Annotated in this window: 10 protein-coding genes; 1 reads left to right on the forward strand and 9 read right to left on the reverse strand. The window is 40.8% G+C overall.

The features are described from left to right. Positions 1-58: 58 nt before the first annotated feature. Positions 59-2,359 carry an OmcA/MtrC family decaheme c-type cytochrome gene (locus SJ2017_RS05780; protein ID WP_080915160.1) on the forward strand — a complete coding sequence of 767 codons (2,301 nt, stop codon included), beginning with the start codon at positions 59-61 and terminating at the stop codon, positions 2,357-2,359. A gap of 273 nt (positions 2,360-2,632) precedes the next feature. Here the strand turns inward: SJ2017_RS05780 and SJ2017_RS05785 are convergent, their stop codons facing one another. From SJ2017_RS05785 to SJ2017_RS05825, 9 genes are all read right to left on the reverse strand, one after another. Beyond that, positions 2,633-4,159: an MFS transporter gene (locus SJ2017_RS05785; RefSeq protein ID WP_055024296.1), complete on the reverse strand. Its 1,527-nt coding sequence runs from the start codon at positions 4,157-4,159 to the stop codon at positions 2,633-2,635. Between the two features lie 306 nt (positions 4,160-4,465). Further along, a complete protein-coding gene (locus SJ2017_RS05790) occupies positions 4,466-5,710 on the reverse strand; it encodes a hypothetical protein (RefSeq protein ID WP_080915161.1) in 1,245 nt (414 codons plus the stop codon). A gap of 42 nt (positions 5,711-5,752) precedes the next feature. After that, a complete protein-coding gene (locus tag SJ2017_RS05795; RefSeq protein ID WP_080915162.1) occupies positions 5,753-8,104 on the reverse strand; it encodes an EAL domain-containing protein in 2,352 nt (783 codons plus the stop codon). Continuing rightward, a complete protein-coding gene (locus tag SJ2017_RS05800; RefSeq protein ID WP_156003167.1) occupies positions 8,104-8,709 on the reverse strand; it encodes a cupredoxin domain-containing protein in 606 nt (201 codons plus the stop codon). The genes SJ2017_RS05795 and SJ2017_RS05800 overlap by 1 nt, the downstream gene beginning before the upstream one ends. Positions 8,710-9,034: 325 nt before the next feature. Then, the gene (locus SJ2017_RS05805; RefSeq protein ID WP_080915163.1) at positions 9,035-9,370 is read right to left on the reverse strand and encodes a PBPRA1643 family SWIM/SEC-C metal-binding motif protein; all 336 of its coding nucleotides are present in this window, start codon (positions 9,368-9,370) and stop codon (positions 9,035-9,037) included. 253 nt (positions 9,371-9,623) lie between these two features. Then, on the reverse strand, positions 9,624-10,040 hold the full coding sequence (locus SJ2017_RS05810; RefSeq protein ID WP_080915164.1) for a hypothetical protein: 417 nt from the start codon (positions 10,038-10,040) through the stop codon (positions 9,624-9,626). 84 nt (positions 10,041-10,124) lie between these two features. Beyond that, a complete protein-coding gene (locus SJ2017_RS05815; protein WP_156003170.1) occupies positions 10,125-13,256 on the reverse strand; it encodes a carboxypeptidase-like regulatory domain-containing protein in 3,132 nt (1,043 codons plus the stop codon). Positions 13,257-13,298: 42 nt separating this feature from the next. After that, positions 13,299-14,090 carry a fimbrial biogenesis chaperone gene (locus SJ2017_RS05820; protein WP_080915165.1) on the reverse strand — a complete coding sequence of 264 codons (792 nt, stop codon included), beginning with the start codon at positions 14,088-14,090 and terminating at the stop codon, positions 13,299-13,301. Between the two features lie 197 nt (positions 14,091-14,287). After that, positions 14,288-14,755, reverse strand: coding sequence for a hypothetical protein (locus tag SJ2017_RS05825; RefSeq protein ID WP_080915166.1), 468 nt, complete (start codon positions 14,753-14,755; stop codon positions 14,288-14,290). Positions 14,756-14,979: the final 224 nt, after the last annotated feature.

The raw sequence follows: 14,979 nt of genomic DNA on the forward strand, positions 1-14,979 counted from the left end.
TTTATATTGGAATCACTGCCACGGCAGAATCAAATACCTAAAATAAAGGGATACGATAATGAGAACTTATAAGAGAACAATACTCGCAACAGCGTTGATGGCTGTTATCGGGTTAGTGGGATGCAGTGATGGTGAAGATGGCCAAGATGGGGCTCCGGGTGAGCCAGGGGCACCTGGTGAACCGGGTACACCTGCGGGTAATGTTGTTTCAACAGTAGAATCTGCAGCAGACTTTATATTAACGGTTGCACCAGAAGATATCGTTGTAGTGGGGAGCGAAGAATTTTCTGTTAAATTTACTGCCACAGGTAAAAATTCAGCAGGTGAATCTTTACCTTTTACTGGTTTAGAGCAAGTGGCTATTTATGTGGCTAACCAAACGGAAAATATGGCTGATACCGGTGCACCTCTCGTTTGGGAAAGTAATGGTTTAGCAAATGATTTTAGCTACAGCATGTATTGTACGCCTACGGGCAAAGCAGATTCATGGGGAACAGAGGTAGATGCCTGTACTCTGGTTGAAGATGAAGCCAATCCTGGTACATATACCGGGACTTGGGAGCATGATGGTAATGCGCCTATTGTCTTAGAAAATGGGGATGCTAATAGTCTTCATCGTGTCATGGTTCGAACTTATAATATTGTCGATAGTTCTGGCACATCGGTTTCAGATAAACTGCTTTCTACCCCAATTGACTTTATTCCTGCGACTAATGAAATCGCAATTTCAGAGAAAGACTCCGTTTCAAATGCGGCATGTATTAAATGTCACGGCCAGTTAGATGGTTATGAAGATACTGATTCACGTATCGCTGATCTTAGCGCGCACCATAATTATCAAAAAGTAGAAAACTGTGTGTCTTGTCATAACCCTTCTTATCCAGTGACGGATGAAGAAGCGGAAGCCTTAGGTTATAACCTTAACTTTAATGCCATGATCCACACCATTCACGCTGGTCATCATATTGATAATCTAGAAGGTGCAGCTAAAGAGATGTTCTCTGAAATTGCCTTCCCTGCAGAGTTGAATGAATGTACAACATGTCACGACAACGGTACTCAGTGGAATGACAATGTTTATGCAGAAGCCTGTGTGTCTTGCCATACCAATGTTGATTTTGAAACTGGTGAAGGTCACTTAGGAATTGTGCCTGAAAGTGATGCTTCATGTTCAGGTTGTCATGGTGCGGGCAGTTTAAGTCCTATGCAAGCACATGGTGTTGGCGGCAGAGATGAGTTAGCTGATAAGTTTATTATTGATATTCAATCAGTAGAAGTAGAAGCTTCAGCAACTGCTGGGATGTCTACGTTAGTCGTTACGTCAGAAGTGAGCATGAATGGCTCCTTACTTGATGCTGCAACCTATGCGTCAATCACAGATTATATGACTAATGCAGGTCGTGGTTTATTAATCGGCACGTTAGATGCAGATACAGGCGCTGTGTCACATGGCTACGGTGCCGATGGTGGATTTAAAATGGACTTCGTTGGTGGCGTGATGAGTTCTGATGGCGTAGTCGTTAACGAAGCTGAATTTGCGACTGATTTATTAGTGGGTCCAATTTACGCAACGGCTGAAGTGCAATTATGCGGCTCAGGAAGTGAAATTGTCGAGTGTACCCAAGATGATGATGGCAATATTCTTGAAATGGGCGTGGCGAATCTGGCTGAGACTAAGTACTTTAACCTAACGCCTGATGCAGATATTGTTGAGATGCGTATCGCTGATGCAGATCGTACTTCAATTAGTGAAGCTAAGTGTAATGATTGTCATGGTAACTTAACGCATATAAAAAGCACTCACGGTGTCACTGAGTTCACACAATGTGCTTATTGTCATAGCGAAAACTTAGGTGGTTCTCCTACTTATCACCCTACAGTATCGTATAAAACTGACGAAGTAGATGCTGATGGCAATGCAATATGGGATGTCGTTGAAGGTTTATCTTTTGCTAACCGAGACCTCGTTACTGTTGCTCATAGATTCCATGCTGGCTACTGGGATGGCGAACCAGCTGTATACCGTGATGCTGAAGGCAATCTTAATGGGTACTCTGCAATGTTAAATAATTGTCAGGCTTGCCATAAAGAAGATAGCACCGTATTTGCTGCAGATGGTGGATTAACATCAGGTAAACGCTCTGTCGAAACTGATGCTGGTTTCATCTCGCCAATCTCTGAAGCTTGTCGTAGTTGTCACGTGAGTGCCTCTGCATTAGCTCACTTCAAGAGTAATGGCGCTTATGTACAGGATGAACCTGGTTCAGTGGTTGATTTACCGATTGAGTCTTGTTCAACGTGTCATGCCGAAGGTAAAACCTATGGTGTTGACGTGATGCATAGTGGAACAAGTCATTAAAGATTTTTCGGTTTATTAGCATGCTAAAAAGGTTACGATAACTTTTTGTGATTAGCATAATGATTAAAGGAGCCTTAGGGCTCCTTTTTATGTTTTATTGCTTAGAAAAGGGTTAACAATGCAATCGCGAATTCAAATAGTTCAGAGTGAAGAGTTTAACGTGTAGCGTCATGAAGTATGACCTTGAATTTTTACACTACTTTAATAACACTTGCTCAATAAAAAAGCTGACATCATAGTCAGCTTTTTACTATTTACATACTGAGTTTGGTATTAGCTTTGTTGTAATTTGTACAACCATTTACCGTAAAGGAAAATACCTACTGCTGAAATAGTGCCGATGGCAGCGATGATATACCACGCCATACCAATGTTATGGGTGTTATACAGCAAGGTAGTGAGTTCTTGAGCCGGTTCACCTGTGAAAGTCACTAATGTACTAAAGGCTTCACCTTGCGGAATAGCGCCAATTGTAGCAGCATCCATGCCTCGCTCAGCAAGGAGTTGTAGTGAGAATACTTCTTTTGATGCGTACATTTCATATAACTTAGGGCCAAAGTAGCCTTCAAGAGTCCAGCCAATCCCTTGCGGTAACATCACAAAACCTAAGTACATCGCTTTTTTGCCTTCAGGGGCAATATTACCCATGAACTCGTTTTTCTTCGGGCTAATCATCATTTCACCGAAAGAGAACATAGCAATGGCTAGTACAATCATCCATGCCGCATTAGTTGCACCTATAAATACAAATGCGAGGATACTCAGCAAACAACCACCTAGCATTGCTGTGGTAATACGGTATTTAGCAGTAAGCGCAGCCACCAAAAAACAACTGGTCATAATCATACCAGCATTGAGGTTAAGCATGCCTTCTGGCATGACCTTAGTACCTGTGTTATCTAGGCCTAACCAGAATTGGAAAAAGCCATTAGATGTGCCGTCGGGGCCAAATAGCGAGGTCACAATCACACTGGTATCGACCCACTCTGCAATATGAATAGGCAATACATCAAATAAGGCATTGAACAAGAACCAGAAACCAGCAAACACTAGCATGTAGTAAATCACCACTGGTTTTTTAAGCTCGTTTAAGGCATCACGCCATAGGGCTTCTTGTTTAATTTCGCCAGATTTAATTTTACGATTTCGCTCAAGACGTTCTTCTTTTCCTGGCTCTTTATAAGCTAATAGAAATAAAAAGTTTAACGAGATAATGGCTGCACAGGCATAAAACACATTATCCCAAGATAATTGGCGCATATGCACAGCAACTAGCGGACCTAAGAACCCACCAATATTAACAACTTGGTAGAATATACCCCAAGCCATTGAGGTGTTTTGTCTGCCAGTGGATAGCACTAAGGTACCTTGAATACCCGGTTTAAAAATACCTGTACCCGCCGCCAGCAAAATGGCGCCAAAGAGGAAACCATAAAAGCTTGGGAAGAAAGCCATGACAAGATAGCCAGCGATTTTAATTATCGTAGAGGCAAAAATGGTTTCTTTGTAACCAACGCGATCTGATATGCCGCCCGTAAAGACAGGTATGAAGGTTTGCATGAAGGCCCAAATTGCGATGATCACACCATAATCGCTAAGGCTAATACCTAAGCCACCTTCAGAGGTGGGGGCTTTTGCATAAAGACCAGCACTGGCCTTTACACCGTAGTATGCGATACGTTCAACCAGCTCCATGCCGCCGACGATCCAAAAAATATAACTCAGGCTGGCAATCGATGCCCACATCCCAAGTTGTTTTACTTCACTGAGGTCGTTACCTGAGTGTGAATTTTCACTCATATCTCACCTTTTATTATGATTATTATTAACATTAAGCTGGCAGACACTTTACCTAATTTGAAACAAAATACAAAAGAACTGTGATAAAAATTGCGCTTTATATTGAATGTTAAATCTTTGAGGGGCAGATTGGCGTCATGCGAGGGCTACACAATTGAAATATGGACTGATTATTGCGCAGGTTGCTGCTTTTTTAATTATGGATAACCGTTCTTCAAATTATTTTTTAACCACTTAGGCACGATTTGTTATGAAGTAAAAAAGCGGTAACAACCAATCCATGGCTAATGAAGCGGCAACTGGGTGTTAGAAATACCATCTAGTGGCTAATTGCCACTGCTGCTCTAGCATCTCTTTGGGTAAACCTTGTTCAACTCTGGCATCACGAGTCGCGTCTATACGGTTATATTCAGTTTGGATAAACCAGCTTTTTTGTAAACGATATTGATACGACAAGGTGAGGGCATTGCCTTGTTCATTATTGTTATCGTCGAACGTGGCATCATTGTCTGATACCTCAAAATCTTCTGCTCGAATAGTTAGGCGATGTTTATCCCAACGTTTAGTTAATAAAACAAAGGCGGCTTGATAGTCATTATTAACCACATCTAAAGCTTCTGGTGACTGCATCAACGTGCTGCCATACATGATTTGGCTGATGAGTTCGATTTGGTAGGGTAAACGCCATTTGACACCAGCATGAGTAAACTTTGTCAGCCAAGCATATTGGCCATTCTTAAAGACGAGAGTATTGGCATTGTTATCATAATAACCTAATGACACTTCGCCATTTCCTTTAAATCGCCATTGACCATGTACGTGATAACCAAAACGATCATCTAGTTCGATAAAAGGATCTGATTCATCGGCCTGATCATCTAAACTGCCTCCTGCTAAGCTGGGCATATTACTTAACGGCAAGGATTCATGGAGTAAGGTTTGACGGGAGCTGAGTGTCCAACCATGCCAAGCGAGCATGGCGCCAGCGGTATCATTATATTGGAATAAAGCTGCAGATAAGGCTAAGTCATGTTTTGAGTTATGGAATTTTCCTAAGCGCTCAAGGGTGAGTTCTGCACCAAGATGGCGAAACTCCTCACCTAACCAGCTGTTTATCGCCGAATAGCTTAATGTATAAGGGGACGACCAAGCTGTGGCGATATTTTCCAGAGAAATATCAGGGTACATTAAGCCTAATCGACCTTTTAACCTAAGGCCATTTTGCCAGGGCAAACTGCGATAATTTAAAAATGCTTCGGTAATACCAATATCATTACGGGTATTATCAAGATAACCATTGGCTGTCACATGCGCTGAAAATGCGTTTTCCCAATCCACTTTATAGGTCAGGCCAACTTGGGAAAGTGATAATTGAGTGCCGTCATCAAAGCGAAATTTTCCTAAGCCACCATCGACATAAGATTCAGTGCCATCTGTGTAACTGGCTCTTACATCAATCAGGCCTGAAAAGTGATGTTCTGCAGCAGTGGCTGAATGACAAGCTAAACATAAAATACAAATCCATTTTCCTGTTCTTTTCCAATATTTCATCCGCGTACCTTATTGATTTATTTATTACGGATTAGTGACGTGTTAACGGTATTTTGATTGTGCTAACCATTGGGTTAACTTTTCGGCATCAACGGGTTTTGACAAGTAAAAGCCTTGGCCCATTTCACAGCCTCGCTGGGTTAACCATTTGAGAGAACCTTCATCTTCAATGCCTTCAGCCACCACTTTTAAGCCTAAGTTATGGGCAAGCTGCAAGGTTGAACTGACAATAATTTTATCATCTTCACTGCTCATCAAGTTTTGCACAAATGACTTGTCAATTTTTAGCTCATCCACGGGAAGTTGTTTTAGCTGGGCTAAAGAGGAGTAGCCAGTACCATAATCATCAATTGATAGCTTAAGCCCATGCTGTTTGAGCTCTGTAAGTTGCTTGATGGCATGTTCAGGGTCGGCAACAACGGCATCCTCGGTGATCTCTAGCGTTAATGCTTCGATAGGCACTTTCTTATCTTTAATCATTTGCAAAATATGCTGGCAAAATTGATCATCCTTTAAATTCTCAGCTGAAATATTGATTGCTATGGACAACTCAACTCCTTGTTGTTGCCATAGTAGGTATTGGTCTAGCGCTTGATTGATTACCCAGTTCGTTAGAGCATTCATTTGTCCCATTTTTTCAGCGATAGGAATAAAGCTATCTGGCGGGATCATGCCTCTTATCGGATGTTGCCAACGAACCAATGCCTCTACATGGGTTACTTTATTGAGCTTGAGGTTCAGCTTAGGTTGGTAAAATAACACTAGCTCATCTTGCTCAATTGCCGGTTTTAGGTCGTTGACTAATTGCAGTCTGTCTACGGTATTAACATCAATTTGCTGGTGGTAAATCTGTAAATGTTGATGATGTTTCTTCGCATACTGTAAGGCGGTGTCGGCTTGGCGTAATAGTGTTTCGAGATCACTTGGGTAATAAACAAAACTGATGCCGATAGTGGTTTGTAAATGCAACGAAATGTCTTGATAGCAGTAATTGGCTTCAACAGTTTGTTGGACATGATTAATTAATGCGGTAAGTGATATTTGCTCTGTGTGCTCAATAGCAAGGACAAATTCATCGCCGTTAATACGGCAGACGAGATCTATTTCATCAAAGCTTGCTAATCGACGGCCAACTTCTGTGATCACCATATCGCCAACAACATGACCTAAGGTACCGTTGATTTCAGTCATACGACGAATATTAATCAGGCATATTGCTAATGGAGATTTGCTTTCGAACCAGCTCGAGGTGATGCGGATTAACTCGTTTTTATTACCTAGATTGGTCAGTGGGTCATGGTAGGCTTGAAAGGCGATTTTGTTTTCACGGCTTAATATGGCTTGTTGCATGGCAGTGATTTCTTCAGCGAGTTCTTTCATCTCTGCACTGTTGCCAACTTCTACCTTTGAATTGTAATTACCTTTTGCAATAAATCGAGCTTGTTTTATCAATAATGTAAGTGGCTTAGTGACACCTCGAGCAATAATGTAGGCCACAAATAGTGACATCGGCAACATTAATAAAATCAATAATAATTGTTGAAACCAATGATCTTGTGCTGATTCAAGCGCAGCATTGCGACTCAAATACATAAAGGCATGTAGTTGAACATTGTCTTGGCTATCACGCTTAACCTCACCTAAATCTGATTGCCATAAAATGTATTCATCATTGGTTTGATCGTGTTCAATAAAGTCACTGATGACTTGATGGTCTTCGTGGGTGAATCTGGTATTGGAGAGGCTAATTAATTGGTTACTTTTTTCAGATGTGAGCAAAAATCCAGTGTTCAAGCCGGTTTGCTCCGATAACGAATGCGTTAACTCGTCGCCAATAATAAAGCCAAAGCCCACCCAGCCAATAATGTTTGCTGCGCCACTGGTTAATGGTGAAAACCTTAACTGATAAACATGCTCGCCAAGAGGGTATATGGGGCTATTGGTTTCAAATTCTGTTGCGAGCGGGAATCTAAATGGCTGACCTTGCTCTGGTCCAACATTAACTTTGCCTTTGTTAGGTCCTTTTGCTGTCGTTAACAGCTCGCCAATCACATTCCCTTGATGATCAACTGCAATAGCTAAATCTGCATTGATGCGTTTTCGATGATTATTTAATGCCACCAAAAAACTGCGGCTGTCGCCATCAATAAAAATATCTTTAAGGCCAAAGTCTTTTGCAGCCGTTTCGGCAAAAGCGGATAAATAGTAATTTCGGTTGTCATATTCTGACTTAAATACCAACTCAGCTACTGATAGTTGGTTTTCTAACTGCTGTTTTTCTAAACGTTTATTCGAATAGTAATTAATGGCAAAAGAAATAGCTTGAACAGCTATTAATAACACCATGAAAAAGGTGAATATACGAGTTTGAATACTATTGAACGTATTTCGCATTAATATCCATCCAGAAAGTCAAAGTCATCCAAACTTTGTTGAGTTGGGATGTCGTCCATTGATGCAGTTATTTGTATGGTTAATGCCTCTGCTAAAGGCGTTGTTATCGTCTGGCTAAATTGATTGTTATCTGCCCGTAATTGCGGGTGCCAGACAACGAGTTGATATTCAGAATCAGGTAGCTCATCGAATGTGACGTTACCATTTGAATCAGTCACGCCGTAATAAGGAGTATCGACCACCAACACATGTCCGCTCATCCAGTCATGGATGTTACACCCCATTGAAATGTGGCCTGCTTGATCAAATAACATATCTTGTTGAGTGCTATCTTTGCGTAGTTTAAACGAAAAGCGTTTGGGGCCTGATGCCGAATAAATGTGGTGAGTAATATCATCATCATTAACAAATTTGAGTTGGTAACCTTGTTGAATAACCGTGATATATGGGCTGAACTGTTTGTTTTCTTGATGTATTTCAATTGGAGGCTGAGTTGATTCAGGGGCTATCTTTTTTGCTGAAGAGGGAGAGGTAGGAGTGAGATATACTACCATATTTGCCATAGGAGTATGGTTACTGTTGACGAGACTAAATTGTTGACTCATGACGGGCCAACTTAGGGTAGCGCAGCACAAGATGCCCGCCGTTATCAAGGACTTTACTGCTATGACTGTGTTCACTCTGACCTCTAGTATCACGTTGGTTGATTAATTAACCTGTTGATAAAAGTGTTGCCTTTTATTAAGCACACTATGACTGAGTATAATAAGAACGAAGTTAAGCTTATAATATTTCACAAAATAAAGATATTTTCATAACAAAAAATGGAATCAAAAACATGTTTTGATTCCATTTTTATTGTTCAAGCTAAAGTGGTGCTTAGTGTGTCGCTTTAAGCTGTCCTAATGAATTACTTAAGCCAAGACATGATTAACCACAGCACTTTTTGTATTTTTTTCCACTGCCACAGCTGCAAGGATCGTTGCGGTTAATTTTTGCTTCGGCTGTTACTGCGGTAGGCTTATTGATAATGCCCTCTAGCTCAATAATATTTTCAGCGTTATTTTCATCAACAGTCATGTTCGCAAACAGGTTTTTGTCATCTAGTATTTGCTGTACTTGCGCAGCTCTTTCTGCGGTTTGAACTGACAAGGTTAGTGGCTTAACTTTAGTACCAAGCTTAGCCTGACGTTTAGTATTGTAACCACTTTCGCCATAGGCAGGTTTAGGCGTTTGACGGCCTTTGAAGAAAAATTTGTCTGACATAATCGTACCTGCCCATCTTATAAATATGAAAAATTGAATCTTTATATTGATTGACTTTTATAACGTGCAAGCTTGTTGGCTTTGATATTTGCAAACAAAGTGCTTGGTTAAGAAAGTTGAAAAATATTCTAGAGGCGATGCTTATACAGGAAATCAGAGCAATTGACTAGAAACACTTGCCAATATGCGAGTATTGTTTAGCACTTACAAATAAAGAGCTGTGAAATAAAGAGTCATTGCGTTGTTTTGTCGGTTAGTGATAATTCACTTCAATGGTGTATGACAATTGCTGTTGCCCAACATTTTCAACGTTAAGCACATCCACTTTGCCACCGACATTGATAATTGTTGCTGTTTCAGATAAAGCAAATGATTGCTGCTGATTGCCATTGGGCAGAATAGGGGTAAATAATACGTTGGACGTGGAAGTTGGGTATACCCTCACGTTAATGGAAGACTCGCCATTACCTTGAATTTTAAATTGACCGAGTTGATTATCGGAAGTGAGGCAGCCGTTACCTTGACGGTTAAATTGATCTAACTGGCAATTAACGTTGGCTTGGTTGTATATCATTCCAAGATCCATTGGTCGAATTTGCTCAATAGACACAGGGGTCACTAAGTTAAAATGGGCTTGTGAAACGGCAACCACCAACATAAAGAGTGACATGCTTTATTTGTTTCCACATCAATAAATCCATAATTTATTCTAGTTGTTGCTGAATAAATGCGCACTTATTTATCTTGTTTTGGTTTAACGAGAAATGGTTTGTGTGGCGAGGGTCACATATTCACCTGGCTTCAGTTCGATTGGTGTGGCTTGGCGTTGTTTATTGATTTCAATTTGATAGCGACCGGGTACCAGTTGCTCAAAGATAAACACTCCATCGTACTCTACTCGGGCATGATATTGATTATCAGCGTCATCAATTAACGTCACCAGCACACCTTTTGCCGCAACCCCATCATCATAAAATATCTCGCCATCTAGCTCTGCAGTAAATAACACAGGAAATAGCACTTCGGCTACATTCCCTGGATGAGCGTTTACTAATAAAATGCTGTTTTGAGGCAGTAAAAATGGGTCAGGTAGTGATTGCTCATTTAGCACAAGGCGATGTGGTCTTGAAGTTTGTATGTGGGTAATTAATAACTGGCCGCGCTCATCCGTTGCGCTATCAGCTTGACTATGGCCTGAAAAACGTAGACCACTGAGTGGTAATTCATCTTCATCATATAGGCCGTTGTTGTTGTCATCTTGAAAAGCGATAATTTTTACACTTCCAGTATTTAAATGGCTAACTCTGTCGAGTAACCAAGTGTTATCGGGTGCAATTAATAGCGCAGAACTACTCCACTTAAATTGTGCAAACCAATCACCTTCAGAGTCATTTTCTAATGTCAGCCTTAAGGTAGTGGTATCTAAAAAATAAGATAAAGAGTTTCTCACCGTAACTTCTGCTAATGCCATTGGTTGGTAACGAACTTCAAACTGATAGTTACTTTGCTCGCTTAAAGACGTACTGGCATTAGACACTAACTGGGTGAGTTCTGTTGTGGGCAGCAGTGCAATATCTGCATAGCTACGTAAGTACCAGTCGGAGACTCGACCTGAAAGGGCTAATCGATTGGCCCAACGTTGTGTATCGGCGATGTTTTGCCAACTTAACTCGTTACTCAATGCTAGGTGCTGAAACTGGCCTGCTACAGTTGCTCCAAGGTAAATACTGTCTGTACCAAAGTTTTGTTCTTGCCATGAGCCATTGAGCCCCCAGCTCATATTCGTGTGGTCTAGGTTGCCATTCACATTAATATTGGCCAGTTGTTTTACTTGGTTATTTGGATTCTCCCATGATTCAAAGTCTTGGTAGTGTGCCCATTCTGCTTGCCAGTCAATTAGGCTATTACTCCCTTGGGCAATAATGTTAGCTGCTGTTCCAGTTTCATTTCCTGTGAGATTAAGTTGCCAGACACTGTTGTCGGTTAACATACTTAAAGTCAAAGAAGGGTTAAACAGCCATTTGTTATCACTAACCTGTTGCTCAATTAAGGCAATACCAGCCGAGAAGTTATCAGATACCGCCCAGTTTGCACTCGCATAAACTTGTTTTAAATCATCTTGCTCTCGTTGCATCACGCCAAAGTTCATTCCGAAGCTGTCGGCTTGCATTAAAGAAGGGTCGAGCAGTTTACTAAAGGACTCTGTTCGTGTTTCACCATTTGGCCCAAATAAACGTAATTGGTATTGGTTAGTTCCAATATAATAGGGGACTTGTTCAAAGCGATATTGTCCATTGTCACCAACACGTTGGACACTGATTAAACCGCCATTTCGGTATAATTCAACATCCCACCCTGGCTCTAACTCACCTTCAACGACAATGTATCTAATGTCATCTGAAAATGCGTCACCAGCATTAAGAATGAGACCTTCACCAGAGCTGGCGCCTGAAACCAACGCCAAGTTATGGGAGTCGATACTGCCAAGTCGATAGTATTTAACCCAAGTGTCGGCCATTGCTTTTTCTATATAGGCGTTAAATGTTTCGCCGTATTCCGACCAAGAGTAACCAGCATAGGCACTATGTCCGAGTAAATCAGTCCTTGCTTGGATAAAACCATCAACTTTCGGTTGTTGGGTTTCTATTTGTTTACGCTGCGAGACGCCGACATCTGCATGTAACGCCAAATCGCCAATCGTGGCATATTCGCTAGTTACTTGACGCATTCTTTGTTGGTCATTGGCATTTTTTTGATGATTAAATTGCTGGTGGCGCTTTTGCCTCTCAAGCAGCTGACTAAGTGGAACTAAGGTATTTTCATTCACCGCAAGTAACTGACGAGCATGATCAAAGTGAATTTCTAATCCCAGTATTTGCTCTACCACCTCAATATCGACATAGATGTCCCAATCATCAAAATAGACGTCAGTTGGGTTTTGATTACAATCACTATTTTGCGCAGTAAATTGCATGAGGTGTTGGCTTATATCGACAGTGTTTTCCGTGGTCAAATACCAGCCGCTCACGCTTAATGGTTGCATGTTAACTTGTAACGGTAGCATCAAATTATCGGCTAAAAATTGTATTGGCAGGTATAGGGTTGCTTTATCTTGATAGATAAAAATCTCATCGCTTAGCTGCTCAGAACCATAATTAAACTGCCCGACAAGAAATTGCTCTTCATTTGCTGCAGAGCTTGTGTAACTTCGAGTCAGTCGTCGAGAACAATTCGCTAATGCTATTTCAGGATCATTTGCTGTTGAGGCTACAGTCACTGGGGAGATAGCCTGAATGAGCTTTGGCGCGTCAGATAGTGTCACTTGTTGGCTAGTTTTTTGACTAGATTGTTGACTAAATTCTTGATTAGTTGGCAGGTTGCTAAGGCCATTAATAGGGGCTGAGTCAATTGTTGGTGCTCTCTTGGAAGAGACTGTTTCGGGCTGAATGTTAACTTTTTTCTTGCTCTCAGAATTCACTATGATGGGTTTGACTAACGCTGAAGTAGAAGCAACAGTTAATACTGTTGATGTAAGTGCTATCGGCTTTGATGTGATAGTTAACTCAGGTTCTGGCTTAGTTGTTATTGATTCTGACGCCATTGTCTTTGATTTGGTTTGACGTTGAAATGAAGTGCTTTGCTGTAATGATGAGGTCGTTTTCGTTAACGAGTCATTGACGGTAGCTTCTTTGTCAGGGATTTCCCTTTCTTTATGTTGGGATTGGTTGTTTGAGGCGGCGAGATTGAGATTGGCAATAAAATCAATTGAATCGGTTCTCCAGGGCGTTGATGATTCAAGCCCTGGATTGATTGTTTCTATGTATAGCAATAATAAACAAATACAAAAAGTATATTTTGCTATACGGTTGATATGCCGAAAAAGCATAATCTGCCGAGATAAAGTAGGTGTTTTTCAGTCACACTGTCCTTATAATTTGATCACAGATTCGATTGTTTTAGCCTCGAATAAAGTGTCATTTTCAACATATCTAATCAGTAGATCCGTCCCAGGTTTTACTGCTTGGTTAAGTGTTATTGCAAATCGACGTTGATCGTTTTCAGTATAGATGGATGCATTTTTTAAACTGCCAACTAATTGATTAGATGCACTGTCATACACTTCAATATCACCGTAACTGCTACGTTGACCGCTACGGCTTATATCAACAATTAGTTGTTGCTGATTATCTGGGCTTGCTAGCAATTCTCCGTTCACTGTTAATTCTGCGATTAAATCACCGACTCTCATGATCACCGGAATGGCAATACGTAAATAGGCTGTGACTGATAAGTTCATCGTGTCATTGGATTCAGTGGTGTCTGAAACTGTGGTCGGGGCTAAAGGGATTTGATGAAAAACGATGTAGCTTCGGTATTCACCAGCTTTGATGTCTTTTGGCGGACGCACAGCAAGCCTTACTCTTGCACCTTGCTCAGGGGATAAACTGACTCGTCGAGGAGAGTAACGGGTGAAACTGGTAAGTGAAGTAGGACTTGTTTTAGGCTCTAAAGTTAAAAATTCGTCATTGGAGAGTAACTGTTTGTCTTCTAAGTAAATTTCGTAGCGAGCGGTGTCGCTGCTTTTATTAACTAATGAAAAAACGGCGCTTTTGTTGCGCTGGTTATCAAGTTCGACACGGGTTGGTGTCACGAGTAAGTTTGCACTCACACTTGGTATAAGACTTAACACCAAAGTGGCTATAAGTAGTAAATTTTTCATATTGTTGCCCAGCTAAATTTTGATGCATTAGATGCAAATTTATTAATTATTATTGCTAGCTTACTTCGAGCTTATTTTAATTTTGTTTGTTAGTGGGGTGAATATAATCCCGCAAACTCGTTGCGGGATTCATCAATGTTACTGGTGATGTAAGCAATATAGGTTAGGGTAAATTGCTTACATCAGATAACACAGGTTTAGTAAACCACTGAAAGAGTGTACGACAGTGCGTGAGTCCCTTCAGTTGCTGAAGCTGCAACGATATCAAGTGTTCCAGCAACGTCAACGTCTAACGTATTACCAGAGACAGTACCCGTTAGACTAGCAAGAGTTGGGGTAAACGTAACGCCAGAAACAGACGTATCAGGACCAGATACTGAAAGGTTTACTGTTCCGTCAGCGGCAGCCACATTGAAAACACCAGTACGTGCAGCATTACCACCAGCAACACATGCAGCTCCAGAAGTTGTATCTGAGTAATCAAGAGCACACTGGCCATCAGCAGCGATTGATACATCACCAAATTCCATTTGGGTCGTTTCAGATACAGTGATTGGGTAGATTAAGTTGAAGTTAGCAGTACCTGTTTCGTCAGCGGCACCCACTTGAGTAGAAAGAAATAGTGTAGAGGCGATAACAGATGATAATAGTATTTTTTTAGTCATTTTATTGTTCCCAGGTGTAATATTATAATTTTAATAGCCCATAATTTTTATGTGGATATTTGTCGCTTTTAAACAAGGACTTAATCAATGGGCAAAGTCAAAATAGCAGTATTGAAATAATTTGCAACACTTTGGTTACAATTGTGTCTTGCATTTCTTTATATAGCGAAGAGTTATAAGTTATTGCTAAAGTTTAATTTAAAATGCTAGCTACAAAGTATTAG

It is taken from the genome of Shewanella japonica (assembly GCF_002075795.1).
In the GTDB taxonomy this organism is placed as follows: Bacteria; Pseudomonadota; Gammaproteobacteria; order Enterobacterales; family Shewanellaceae; genus Shewanella; species Shewanella japonica.